The sequence below is a fragment of the Streptomyces sp. NBC_01433 genome, from assembly GCF_026340105.1.
Lineage (GTDB): Bacteria > Actinomycetota > Actinomycetes > Streptomycetales > Streptomycetaceae > Streptomyces.
The window spans coordinates 4,969,508-4,981,747 of sequence record NZ_JAPEPM010000001.1 but is presented as its reverse complement, the minus strand read 5'-3'; the positions used below and the strand labels follow the sequence as shown (position 1 = coordinate 4,981,747).

9 protein-coding genes are annotated in these 12,240 nt (G+C 71.3%); 4 read left to right on the top strand and 5 right to left on the bottom strand.

The window, feature by feature from the left end:
* Positions 1–49: 49 nt before the first annotated feature.
* Positions 50–988, bottom strand: a complete 939-nt coding sequence (locus OG413_RS22375; protein ID WP_266808144.1) for a PAC2 family protein — start codon at positions 986–988, stop codon at positions 50–52.
* A 454-nt stretch (positions 989–1,442) separates the two neighbouring features.
* Between OG413_RS22375 and OG413_RS22370 the strand changes: the two genes are divergently transcribed.
* Positions 1,443–2,405, top strand: a complete 963-nt coding sequence (locus tag OG413_RS22370) for a right-handed parallel beta-helix repeat-containing protein (protein ID WP_266808142.1) — start codon at positions 1,443–1,445, stop codon at positions 2,403–2,405.
* A 148-nt stretch (positions 2,406–2,553) separates the two neighbouring features.
* Here OG413_RS22370 and rpsA read toward each other — a convergent pair whose 3' ends face one another.
* Complete coding sequence (rpsA, locus tag OG413_RS22365; protein ID WP_073720327.1) at positions 2,554–4,074, bottom strand: 30S ribosomal protein S1; 1,521 nt, start codon at positions 4,072–4,074, stop codon at positions 2,554–2,556.
* Between the two features lie 415 nt (positions 4,075–4,489).
* Between rpsA and OG413_RS22360 the strand changes: the two genes are divergently transcribed.
* Together OG413_RS22360 and hrpB are read left to right on the top strand one after the other, a co-directional pair.
* Positions 4,490–5,302 (top strand): class I SAM-dependent methyltransferase, encoded by an 813-nt coding sequence (locus OG413_RS22360; protein WP_266808140.1) that lies wholly within the window; start codon positions 4,490–4,492, stop codon positions 5,300–5,302.
* 224 nt (positions 5,303–5,526) lie between these two features.
* Positions 5,527–8,025, top strand: a complete 2,499-nt coding sequence (gene hrpB, locus OG413_RS22355; RefSeq protein ID WP_266808139.1) for an ATP-dependent helicase HrpB — start codon at positions 5,527–5,529, stop codon at positions 8,023–8,025.
* Between the two features lie 21 nt (positions 8,026–8,046).
* Here hrpB and OG413_RS22350 read toward each other — a convergent pair whose 3' ends face one another.
* The 3 genes from OG413_RS22350 to OG413_RS22340 form a co-directional block, all read right to left on the bottom strand.
* Complete coding sequence (locus OG413_RS22350) at positions 8,047–9,006, bottom strand: DUF3068 domain-containing protein (RefSeq protein WP_266808137.1); 960 nt, start codon at positions 9,004–9,006, stop codon at positions 8,047–8,049.
* A 68-nt stretch (positions 9,007–9,074) separates the two neighbouring features.
* Positions 9,075–9,212: an SPW_0924 family protein gene (locus OG413_RS22345; RefSeq protein WP_185301468.1), complete on the bottom strand. Its 138-nt coding sequence runs from the start codon at positions 9,210–9,212 to the stop codon at positions 9,075–9,077.
* 189 nt (positions 9,213–9,401) lie between these two features.
* Entirely contained in the window at positions 9,402–11,114 is a 1,713-nt protein-coding gene (locus tag OG413_RS22340) for a lytic transglycosylase domain-containing protein (RefSeq protein ID WP_266808134.1), read from the bottom strand.
* 186 nt (positions 11,115–11,300) lie between these two features.
* Here OG413_RS22340 and OG413_RS22335 point away from each other — a divergent pair, with 186 nt between their 5' ends.
* Positions 11,301–12,203 carry a DUF4184 family protein gene (locus OG413_RS22335; RefSeq protein WP_266808132.1) on the top strand — a complete coding sequence of 301 codons (903 nt, stop codon included), beginning with the start codon at positions 11,301–11,303 and terminating at the stop codon, positions 12,201–12,203.
* Positions 12,204–12,240: the final 37 nt, after the last annotated feature.

Genomic DNA, 12,240 nt, shown 5'->3' with positions numbered 1-12,240 from the left:
CCGCAGCCTACGGCCCCGGCCCGCCCCGTCAGGCGTCGCCCTCGCCCCGTCAGACGTCGCCCTCACGCTCGGCGAGAAACCGCTCGAATTCGCGGCCGATCTCGTCGGCGGACGGCAGATCCACCGGCTCGGCCACCAGGTTGCCCCGCGTCTCGGAGCCCGCGACCGCGTCGTACTGGTGCTCAAGGCCCTCGACGAGCGAGACGAGCTCCTCGTCGCCCTGGCCGATCTGGCGGTCGATCTCGGTCTGGGTGCGGTGCGCCTCCGTACGGAGCGAGTGCGCGAGGGTGGGCAGGACCAGGCCCGTCGCGGCGGTGATCGCCTCCAGCGCGGTGAGCGCGGCGTCCGGGTAGGCGGAGCGTGCGACGTAGTGCGGCACATGCGTGGCGACACCGAGGACGTCGTGGCCGGACTCCATCAGCCGGTATTCGACCAGGGATTCGGCGGAGCCGGGAACCTGCGCCTCGTCGAACGGGCTGCGGTTGCCGGGCATGAGGTCGGTGCGATTGCCGTGCGGGGTGATGCCGACGGGGCGGGTGTGCGGGACACCCATCGGAATGCCGTGGAAATTGACCGCGAGCCGTACGCCGAGGCGCTCGACGATCTGCTCGACGGCGGCGGCGAACCGCTCCCACTCCACATCCGGCTCGGGGCCCGACAACAGCAGGAAGGGGGCGCCAGTGGCGTCCTGAACGACCCGGACGTCCAGCGTGGGGGCCTCGAAGGCCGTCCAGCGGTCGCGCCGGAAGGTCAGCAGCGGGCGCCGTGCTCGGTAGTCGACGAGCCGGTCGTGGTCGAATCGGGCCACGACCTGGTGGGGCAGCGTTTCGAGCAGACCGTCGACGATCTGCTCCCCGGTCTCACCCGCGTCGATGTATCCGTCGAAGTGGTAGAGCATGACCAGACCGGCCGACTCCTGCGCCAGCGCCATGTCGACCACGGCCAGGCCCTTCGGCTCCCATTCGTACAAACTCTGCGGATCAGGCACGGTTACCGCTCCTCCTCGTGTTCCTAGTGAAGAACGCCCCCGGGAGCACGGGCATTCCCCGCCCGTGCCCTTTCCCGGGTGTTTGCGTGAGGCCCCTGGTGCCCGGCGTGTTCACCGGTGAAGTGTCCCCGTCCGTCCGCCCCGTTGAACGGCCACCCGTCGGCCCACCGGTAAGCGCCGCCGCGGGAGCTGACGGCGAACTCCCTTTACGCCCGGTGGAGTTGTGGCCGCCGGTACGACAGTGAGTCTCCGCCGAGCGCGAAGTCGCCCCTGCCGCCCGCCCGGAAGGGGGCCTTACGGGTCGAGTACTGGTCCAGACCTTGACGCGACCACCCCCGATCCCTACCGTCACTGGGCAGCACACGTTCATACACGCGCCCCACATTCACGTACGAGAACGTGTGCGGTGTTCGAGAAAGCTGCGAATCCGCACCTCCGACGGGAAGGCACCCCCATGCGCACCCGCACTTCGCTCACCGCCCTGCTGGCCGCCACGCTCGCCACCGGCGGCCTCACGCTCGTCGCCGCCGGTCCGGCGAACGCAGCGGCCGTCATCGATGTCAGCACCGCGGCCCAGCTCAAGTCGGCGCTCACCGCCGTCGCCCCCGGCGACACGATCCGGCTCGCCGACGGCACGTACACCGGCAACTTCAAGGCCACCACCCCCGGCACGTCCGGCGCCCGGATCACCCTCACCGGTTCCGCGAAAGCGGTGCTCACCGCGGGCGGCGGCTACGGGCTGCACCTCAACGGCGCCTCCTACTGGACCGTCCGGGGCATCACCGTCACCGGCGGCCAGAAGGGCATCATGACCGACACCGCGAACGGCGTCGTCATCGACGCGGTGACCGTGCACGACCTCGACATGGAGGGCGTCCACTTCCGCAAGTCCAGCAAGAACGGGGTCCTCAAGAACTCCCGGATCTACGACACCGGGCACGACGGCCGGGGCATGGGCGAGGGCGTGTACGTCGGTACGGCCGGCGACCTCGGCGACAAGAGCGACGACGCCCAGATCCTGAACAACACGATCGGCCCCGGTGTCGGCGGCGAGAGCGTCGACATCAAGGAAGGCACCACCGGGGCGAAGATCATCGGCAACACCTTCGACGGCAACGGGCTGACCGGCGCCAACTACGACGACTCCTGGGTCGACGTGAAGGGCAACAACGTCCTGGTCGAGGACAACAAGGGCTCCCGTACCACCAACAACGGCTACGAGACCCACACCCAGCAGAGCGGCTGGGGCTGCGGCACCGTCTTCCGCGACAACGCCTCCAACCTCTCCGGCGCCACCGGTGACAAGCAGCTCGCCATCAACGTCACCAACAACAGCACCAGCTGCCGGACCACCGTGTACGGCAGCAACACCGTCACCGGCGGCAAGGGCCTGACGAACATCGCCGTCACCCCGTAGCCACCGCACCCCACACAAGCCACCGCAAGCCACCGCACCCTCGCAGAACTTGCCCCTGGAACACGAGTGAGGCCCGCCCCCCGAAGGGAGCGGGCCTCACTTACTGCTCTACAGCTGACGCAGCCGGGGAGCGAAGGGGGTCAGAGCGTCAGCTCTGGCCGCCCGCCAGCTTCTCGCGCAGCGCGGCCAGGGCCTCGTCCGACGCCAGGGCGCCGGAGTTGTCCGCGGACTCCGAGGAGTACGAACCGCCGCCGCCACCACCGGTGCCACCGGAGGCGGCCGGAGCGGCGCCGGCCGGGGCAGCAGCGCCCTCGGCCGCAGCGGCCTCGTCGGCCTCGCGGGACTTGATGACCTGAGCCTGGTGCTGCTCGAAGCGCGTCTGCGCCTCGGCGTACTGGGTCTCCCACACCTCGCGCTGAGCCTCGAAGCCCTCGAGCCAGTCGTTGGTCTCGGGGTCGAAGCCCTCGGGGTAGATGTAGTTGCCCTGGTCGTCGTACGACGCGGCCATGCCGTACAGCGTCGGGTCGAACTCGACCGAGGCCGGGTCGCCACCGAAGGACTCGTTGGCCTGCTTCAGCGAGAGGCTGATGCGACGACGCTCAAGGTCGATGTCGATGACCTTGACGAAGATCTCGTCGTTGACCTGGACGACCTGCTCCGGGATCTCCACGTGGCGCTCGGCCAGCTCGGAGATGTGGACCAGACCCTCGATGCCCTCGTCGACGCGCACGAACGCACCGAAGGGAACGAGCTTGGTGACCTTACCCGGGACGACCTGACCGATCTGGTGCGTCCGGGCGAACTGCTGCCACGGGTCTTCCTGCGTCGCCTTGAGCGACAGGGAGACGCGCTCGCGGTCCATGTCGACGTCGAGAACCTCGACGGTGACTTCCTGGCCGACCTCGACAACCTCGGAGGGGTGGTCGATGTGCTTCCAGGAGAGCTCGGAGACGTGCACGAGACCGTCGACGCCACCCAGGTCCACGAAGGCACCGAAGTTGACGATCGAGGAGACGACGCCGGAGCGGACCTGACCCTTCTGCAGGGTCGTGAGGAACGTCTGGCGAACCTCGGACTGGGTCTGCTCGAGCCAGGCACGGCGGGACAGGACCACGTTGTTGCGGTTCTTGTCCAGCTCGATGATCTTCGCCTCGAGCTCCTTGCCCACGTAGGGCTGAAGGTCGCGGACACGACGCATCTCGACGAGCGACGCCGGGAGGAAGCCACGGAGGCCGATGTCGAGGATGAGACCACCCTTGACGACCTCGATGACGGTACCGGTGACGATGCCGTCTTCTTCCTTGATCTTCTCGATGGTGCCCCAGGCACGCTCGTACTGAGCGCGCTTCTTCGAGAGGATCAGGCGGCCTTCCTTGTCCTCCTTCTGGAGAACCAGGGCCTCGATCTCGTCGCCGACCTTGACGACCTCGTTCGGGTCGACGTCGTGCTTGATCGAGAGCTCGCGGCTCGGGATGACGCCTTCGGTCTTGTAACCGATGTCGAGGAGAACCTCGTCCCGGTCAACCTTGACGATGACACCGTCAACGATGTCGCCGTCGTTGAAGTACTTGATCGTCTCGTCGATCGCCGCGAGGAACGCGTCCGCGTCGCCGATGTCGTTGACCGCAACCTGCGGAGTGGTGGCGGTGGTCTCGGTGCTGCTCGTCATGTGGGAAAGGGCTCCGGTACGGACAGTGAGTCGTAGGTACTGCTACGCCGAAAGCCCGTATCGCCTCTGCAGCAGCCGGACAGCCTGGAAAGCGCCCGACCCGTGACCGGGAGGCGCCTCGACAACCGAGGGTCATACAACAGATGCGAGCGCGGCCTGCTAGGTCTGAAGCGCGCAGGCTCGCGGCGCAACTTGTAGCATACGGGGGCAGCCGGACAGGGTCAATGCGCGAAGGCGCACACCCGGGGCGCAGCAGCCCATACCCGGCACAACTCATGTTCTCCGGGGCCGCGTCGGCCGCGGTCACGCACGGCAAGGTTTCGCCCACGCGCATCCGTACTCCACCGGTACTCCCGAGTACTCCAGGTATGTACCGCGCGCCGGCGAGTGAAGGCAAACTACAACGACGGGCACGATGAGCCAAGAGATCCACGGGTCCGAACCCGAAGCGACCCGCCGCGACGCCGGGGAATCGGAGAGCAGCCGGGCCAGTCGCGGCTGGTGGGACCGGAACGCCGACGAGTACCAGAACGACCACGGGGCCTTCCTCGGCGACGACCGGTTCGTCTGGGGCCCCGAAGGGCTCGACGAGGCCGAGGCCGCCCTGCTGGGGCCCGCCGCGTCGCTGAAGGGCCGGGACATCCTGGAGATCGGCGCCGGGGCCGCCCAGTGCTCGCGCTGGCTGGCCGGTCAGGGGGCGCGGCCCGTGGCCCTGGATCTCTCCCACCGCCAGCTCCAGCACGCCCTCAGGATCGGCGAGGACGTCCCGCTGGTCGAGGCGGACGCGGGGAAGCTGCCGTTCCGGGACGGCAGCTTCGATCTGGCCTGCTCCGCCTACGGCGCGGTGCCGTTCGTCGCCGACCCCGTGCGCGTGTTCCGCGAGGTGCGCCGCGTGCTGCGGCCCGGCGGACGCTGGGTCTTCTCCGTGACCCACCCGATCCGCTGGGCGTTCCCGGACGAGCCGGGGCCCGAGGGCCTCTCGGTCGCCGCCTCCTACTTCGACCGCGTCCCCTATGTCGAGCAGGACGAGCGCGGCGACGCCGTCTACGTCGAGCACCACAGGACCCTCGGCGACCGGGTGCGGGACGTGGTGGCGGGCGGATTCCGACTGGTCGACCTGGTCGAACCGGAATGGCCCGCCTGGAACAACCAGGAGTGGGGCGGCTGGTCGCCGCTGCGCGGGAACCTGATCCCGGGGACCGCGATCTTCGTCTGCGAGCGGGACTGAGCCCGGGGGGCGCACGGCTGCTCCGGTGGAGCGCGTAAGGAAGCCGGCGCGGGAGCCGCGCAGGGAACCTCCCGCCGGAGCGCGCGGGAAGCTCTGCGGGAGCCGCGCGGGGAAATCCTCGCCGGAGCGCGCGGGGAAGCTCCGGCGGGAGCGCGTACGGGACCGGGGGCGTGATCCGCGCCGGGGGCGTGATCCCCACCGGGGGTCTGGACCAGACTGGGGGCGTGATCCGTACCGAAGCCCTGGAGCAGTTGCCCGTACGCACCGCCGTGCCCGCCCTGGAGCGGGCGCTCGACGACCGGGGTGTGGCGGTGCTCTGCGCGCCGCCGGGCACCGGGAAGACGACCCTCGTCCCCCTGGTCCTGGCCGGGCTGACCGGTGGCGGCCCCGTCCGCCGGGTCGTGGTCGCCGAGCCGCGCCGGATCGCCGCACGGGCGGCGGCACGGCGGATGGCCTGGCTCCTGGGCGAGCAGGCCGGCGGACGGGTCGGCTTCACCGTCCGGGGCGAGCGCCTGGTGGGGCGCGACACCGTGGTGGAGGTCGTGACCACCGGGGTACTGCTCCAGCGCCTCCAGCGCGACCAGGAACTGGCCGGGGTCGACGTCGTGATCATCGACGAGTGCCACGAGCGGCATCTGGACGCCGACACCGTCGCCGCGTTCCTGCTCGACGTACGGGAGGCGATCCGGCCCGATCTGCGGCTGGTGGCCGCGTCGGCGACGACGGACGCCCAGGGCTGGTCGCGGCTGCTGGGCGATGCCCCGGTGGTGGCGGCGCAGGGGGTGTCGTACCCCGTGGACGTGGTGTGGGCGCCGCCCGCGCGACCGGTGCGCCCGCCCCACGGGATGCGGGTCGATCCGGCGCTGCTGACGCATGTGGCCTCGGTGGTGCGCCGGGCGCTCGCCGAGCGGGACGGGGACGTGCTGTGTTTTCTGCCCGGGGTCGGTGAGATCGGCCGGGTGGCCGGGCAGCTCGCCGGAGTGGCCGCCGAGGTGCTCCAGGTGCACGGCCGGGCCCCGGCCGCCGTGCAGGACGCGGTGCTGGCCGGGTCGTCCACCGGCCGCCGGGTGGTGCTGGCGACCTCGGTGGCGGAGTCGTCCCTGACGGTGCCCGGCGTGCGGGTGGTCGTCGACTCGGGGCTGGCCAGGGAGCCGCGCACCGACCACGCCCGGGGGCTGAGCGCGCTGACGACCGTACGGGCCTCGCAGGCGGCGGGCCGGCAGCGGGCGGGGCGGGCGGGCCGGGAGGCGCCCGGTGCGGTGTACCGGTGCTGGGAGCAGGCGGAGGACGGGCGCCTGGCCCGGTTCCCGTCCCCGGAGATCAAGGTCGCCGATCTCGCGGCGTTCGCGCTCCAGGCCGCGTGCTGGGGAGACCCGGACGCCACCGGCCTGGCGCTGCTCGATCCGCCGCCCGCCGGGGCGATGGGCGCGGCCCGGGAGGTGCTGACGGCGGTCGGCGCGGTGGACGGGACGGGGCGGGTGACGGAACGCGGCGTACGGATGTCCCGGCTGGGTCTGCACCCCCGGCTGGCGCGGGCCCTGCTGGACGGTGCGGCGGAGGTCGGCGGGCGGCGGGCCGCGGAGGTGGTGGCGCTGCTGAGCGAGGAGCCGCCCAGGGATTACGGGGACGATCTGGCGGCCGCGCTGCGTACCGCACGGCGGGGTGGCGACGGCTACGCGGCACGTTGGCGGCAGGAGGTCAGGCGGCTGTCCTCGTCGGTCGAGGGGGTGAAGGGGGAGGCCGGTTCCGACGATGCCGCCGCCGGGCTGGTGGCTGCGCTGGCGTTTCCGGAGCGGGTGGCGCGGGCGCGGGGCCAGGGGGCGTTCTTGATGGTGTCGGGGACGGGGGCGGAGCTGCGGGAGGGTTCGCGGCTGCGCAGTGCGCCGTGGCTGGCCGTGGCGGTCGCGGACCGGCCCGCGCACGCGGCGTCCGCCCAGGTGCGGCTGGCCGCCGTCGTGGACGAGGAGACCGCCCGGCTGGCCGCCGGGCATCTGCGGTTCCGCGGCGAGGAGGTCCGCTGGGTGGACGGCGATGTGGTGGCGCGTTCCGTGGACCGGCTGGGGGCGGTGGAGCTGGCGGTGCGGCCGCTGAAGCGGCCGGACCCGGAGCTGGTGCGCGGGGCCCTGGTGGAGGGGCTGCGCCGGGAGGGACTCGGGTTGCTGCGCTGGACCCGGGACAGCGAGCAGCTGCGGCTGCGGCTCGCGTTTCTTCACCGGGTGCTGGGGGCGCCGTGGCCGGATGTGTCGGACGAGGCCCTGCTGTCCCGTACCGAACAGTGGCTGGAGCCGGAACTGTCACGGGCCCGGCGGCGCCCGGACCTGGCGCGGATCGACGCGGGGCAGGCCGTGCGGCGGCTGCTGCCCTGGGCGACCGGCGAGGCGGCTCGGCTGGACGAGCTGGCGCCGGAGCGGATCGCGGTGCCGAGCGGCTCGCGGATCCGGGTGGAGTACGGCGGCGAACAGCCCGTACTGGCGGTGAAACTCCAGGAGTTGTTCGGGCTGCGCGAGACGCCGCGGGTGGCCGGGGTACCGGTCCTGGTGCATCTGCTCTCCCCCGCCGGGCACCCGGCGGCGGTCACGGCGGATCTGGCGTCCTTCTGGCGGGAGGGCTACCGGGCCGTCCGGGCGGAGCTGCGCGGGCGCTACCCCAAGCATCCGTGGCCCGAGGACCCGACGACGATGGAGGCGACCCGGTTCACCTCGGCGCGGCTCAGGCGGGACTAGCGGCTCGGCGGGAGCGGCGGCTCAGGCGGGACCAACGGCTCGGCGGGAACGCGCCTCCAGCCACAGGGCGAGCGCGAGGAATCCTGCGGCGGCGAACAGGAAGCCCCAGGGCAGGTAGAAGGTGAGCAGCAGGATCAGGACGCGCTGGGACTTGACCTGGTCGACGATGGCGACGATGTAGTCCTCGCGCATCTTCACGTGTCCGGCGAACGCGGTGACGGTGTCCTCGGGCATCCCCATCTTCTTCGCGTCGCGCATCTCCTCCTTGTGGATCTCCTCGCCGTTGACGGGTGCGCCGGTGACCGGATCGACCCAGAACATCCGCTTGGTGGAGTACCAGCGGGTCATGCCCGTCTTGGTGACCTGCTCGGCGGTGACACCCTCGAGCGGCATCTTCTGCGGCATGGGGACCTTGGTCCAGGGGATGGTCTGCTCGAAGTAGTAGACGTCCATGCCGCGGAACGTCCGGGTGCCCTTGTAGTGGATGGGCGCGGACGTACGGCTCTGCGCGTCGAAGTACTCGTAGTCCCGCTTCTCGGTGAGGAAGGGCCACTTGTACTCGATGCCCTCGCGCCGGACCGGGTCGCCGTCGACCATTTCGCCGGTGGCGTGGACGGGCGCCTGGGTGTGGGCGTCGAAGATGTAGCGCTCGGGGATCTGGGAGACCATCTTGCCGTCGGGGCCCTGGATGTACGAGAGCGCGTCCCAGACGACGACATCACGGCCGGAGCTGCGCTCGATCTTCTCGGACTCCTCCACATTGCCCTTGAGGGTCTGGACGATGGTGACCTTGTCGACCTTCTTGGCCTTCAGGGTGGTGTAGTCGAGGAGCGTGGCCGGCTTCGCCTCCAGGACCGTCTCCTGGTACTGGCTCGGCGGGATCTTCGCCAGCCGGGGAAACGCGTACCAGCGCAGCAGTGGTGACATGGCGGCGAAGAAGACGGCGAAGGCCAGGAGTACGAGGCTGGCTCGGCGGCGCATGGTGGAGTCCTCCCTCTGCTTCGTTCTTTCCGGCGTGAGCATCCGGTGCGAACTTCCGGCGTGAACGGTTACCTCTTGGGGCCCGGGACCGTGGTCAGCAGAGGCTTGGGCGAGGTCTCTCCGGGCGGCGCGCCGATCGCGGTGACGGTGAAGACGAGCGCGAGGGCGGCGGCCAGTCCGATGGCGGCGGCGACGAGGGCACGCATGCTCGGCCTCCCGGGGAGCGAAGATCTGATGCATCGTCAGTCAGGGCTGAGGCACCGTAGCAATCGGGGCGCGAGATGAGAACACGTAGAACAGCCCCTTCGCCGGGTGCCGGCGAAGGGGCTGTTCGGTGGGGCTGTTGGGTGGGGCTGTCCGGTGCAGCTGGCCGATGCGGCTGCCCGGTGTGCGGGTCAGGCCGCCGGGGTTGCTGGGGCTGTCGGAGTTGCCGGGGCCGTCGGGGTCGCTTCGATCGTGAGCTCGATGACGACCGTGGCGCCGCCCTCGGTGGTGAGGCGCAGCTTGTACGTGCCCGCGGCGTCGTCGGCGTAGATCTTCGGGAGCTTCAGCAGGCCGTCGGCTCCGGTCTTCAGGTTCGCGAGGGTGCGGACCGTCTTGCCCTTCGCGTCCTTGAAGTACGGGCCCTTGCCGTTCTCGACGGGCTTCTCGTCGTCGGTGATCATCGTCGCGGTGACCGCGACCCCCGCGGCGACCGCGTTCTTGTACGTCGCCTTCACCTCGACGGCGTCCGCGAACTCGGCGCCGGGCGCGGCGACGAGGGCCTTGTCACCGGTCCGGATGATCTTGTCCGCCTGACGAGCGGTCACACTCGCCGCGTAGGTGAGGGTGGCGCGCGGTTCGGTGGTGCCCGCGACGGCCGTCACCTTGAACCCGCCGGTCTTCTCCCCCGCCTTCAGTTCCGGTGCGGTGGCGGTGCCGTCGGCTCCGGTGGCCACCTTCGCGGTGGCCTTCCCGCCCGCGAAGCGCGTGTCGGTGTCACCGGTGACGGTGAAGGTGACGGAGACCTTGGCGAGCGGGGCGCCGAGGGTGTTCTTGGCCCGCACCTTGATCCACTCGGTGAACACGCCGCCCGCCGTGGCGCTCAGCGTGCCGGTGCCCGCGTTCTCCATGCTGCCGAACGTGTTGGACGGCGTCGGCTTGGGGGTCGGGGTCGTGGGCGGTTTGGGCGTCGGGGTGGTGGTGCCGCCGCCCGGCTTGGACGGGCCCGGACCGGTGCTGGGCCCGGGGCCGGACGGGGACGGCTTCGGGGAGGGCGACGGGCTCGGCGAAGAGCCGGAGCCGCTGCCGGGGCCGGTCGGGAGAGCACCGGTGCCGTCGGGGACCTCGTGGGTGCCGCGCTTGTAGTAGTCGAACCAGGAGCGCACCGTCCGCAGGTACTCCTGCGAGTGGTTGTAGCTCAGCACGGCACGGTCGAGGTCGGCCGCGACGGCCAGATCGCGGGTTCCGGCGCAGAGGTAGCGTCCGGCGGCGAGCGCCGCGTCGTAGATGTTGTTGGGGTCCTTGCGGCCGTCGGCGTTGGCGTCCTGGCCCCAGGTGGCCCAGGTGGACGGGATGAACTGCATCGGGCCGACCGCGCGGTCGTGCGTGGCGTCGCCGTCGTACTCCCCGCCGTCGGTGTCCTTGATCAGCGCGAAGCCCTGACCGTTGAGGGCCGGGCCGAGGATCGGGGAGAACGTGGTGCCGTTCGCGTCGACCCGGCCGCCGCGCGCCTGGCCGGACTCGACCTTGCCGATCGCCGCGAGGAGCTGCCAGGGCAGACGGCAGGCGGCGTCGGTGCCCGCGATGGTCTGCTCGGCCTGCTTGTACGCGGCCAGGATCGAGGCCGGAATGCCTGATTCCGCACTGCCGGTGACCGGCAGATTGCTGGACGCTCCGGGCTTGTCGGGCGTGACGAGCGGCGGCAGATCCGTGTAGTACGGCGAGTTGCCGGTGGCCGCGCCGTCGCCGGACTCGGCACCGGCCGCCTGCTGGTCACCGCCCCCGGAGGCGTCGGCCAGTGATGCGGCGGGTGCTGCCTGCGAGGCCGAGAGCGCCGCGACGGCAGCCGCGGCCACCGCGGTGGTCGTGGCCCCCCTGCGCAGTCGGCGGCCGAATTGCGCTGCCATACGTTCTGGTCCCTCCCCGTCGACGGCTGCCCGCGCTCCCCAGCGCGAGGACTCAGGCGACCCTACGACAACTTATGCGGCCCGAACACCGGGCGTTGACCGGTTCTTACTGTTTTCTCACGTTCATGAACGTGAGACGTACGGGACCCCCGGGCGTCCGCGAAGCGCTCACGCATACTGGCCGACATGCCGTTCACGCTCAGTCATGCCGCCGCCGTACTCCCGGGAATCCGGCGCGACGGGACCGGCCGCGGCCCCCTGTTCGCCTCCGCGCTCGTCGCCGGTTCGTTCGCGCCCGACATCACCTACTTCGCGGATTCGGTGATCCCCGGAGCGATGGAGTTCGGCGACGTGACACATGCCCTCTGGGGTGTGTTCACCGTGGATGTACTGATCACGGCGATCCTGGTGGCCGTGTGGCTGCTGCTGCGCGAACCGCTGGTGGCGCTGCTGCCCGCCGCCCAGCAGGGACGCGTGCACGCCTTTGTCAGCGGGCGGCGCCGAGACCGCGCGTCCCTCGGGCCGCTGGACGGGGTGTGGTTCGTCCTCTCCGCGGCGATCGGCGCGAGCAGCCATGTCGTCTGGGACGCGTTCACCCACCACAGCAGGTGGGGTACGGAACTGCTGCCGGTGCTCACCCGGAGCATCGGCGGCCACCCGGTGTTCCACGTGGTGCAGTACGGCAGTTCGGCGGTGGCCCTCACGGTGCTCGCCTGGTTCACCGTCACCGCGCTGCGCCGGACCGGGCACGCCCCGGTGCCTCGGTCGGTCCCGGTGCTCGACCGGCGGGAGCGGTGGTTCGCGGGAGGTCTGCTGGCACTGTGCGTGCTCCTCGGCGTCGTCCACCGGTGCGCCCGCTGGTACGCCTACTTCGGGCACATCGCGACCCCGCTCGACATCATCCCGACCGCGTGCTTCGGCGCCGGGGCCGGGCTGGCGGTCGGGATGGTGCTGTACGGGGCGGGGATACGGCTGCGCGAGCGCGGCACCGGCCGGTCCCCGGCGGACCGGGCCACGCCCGCACCGAACCCCACCGCCGCACACCCGCCCGGAGAATCCGCGGAACGCTCCCGCCCGGGACCGCACTGAACCAGCGACCGATCAGGGGCGAACCCGCTGTGCGCGG

Bases quoted from the DNA above. Each gene is read 5' to 3' on its own strand.
- OG413_RS22350 (WP_266808137.1), bottom strand. From the start codon at position 9,006: ATGCGCCGCCGAGCCAGCCTCGTACTCCTGGCCTTCGCCGTCTTCTTC.
- OG413_RS22335 (WP_266808132.1), top strand. From the start codon at position 11,301: ATGCCGTTCACGCTCAGTCATGCCGCCGCCGTACTCCCGGGAATCCGG.
- OG413_RS22340 (WP_266808134.1), bottom strand. From the start codon at position 11,114: ATGGCAGCGCAATTCGGCCGCCGACTGCGCAGGGGGGCCACGACCACC.
- OG413_RS22370 (WP_266808142.1), top strand. From the start codon at position 1,443: ATGCGCACCCGCACTTCGCTCACCGCCCTGCTGGCCGCCACGCTCGCC.
- OG413_RS22360 (WP_266808140.1), top strand. From the start codon at position 4,490: ATGAGCCAAGAGATCCACGGGTCCGAACCCGAAGCGACCCGCCGCGAC.
- OG413_RS22345 (WP_185301468.1), bottom strand. From the start codon at position 9,212: ATGCGTGCCCTCGTCGCCGCCGCCATCGGACTGGCCGCCGCCCTCGCG.
- rpsA (WP_073720327.1), bottom strand. From the start codon at position 4,074: ATGACGAGCAGCACCGAGACCACCGCCACCACTCCGCAGGTTGCGGTC.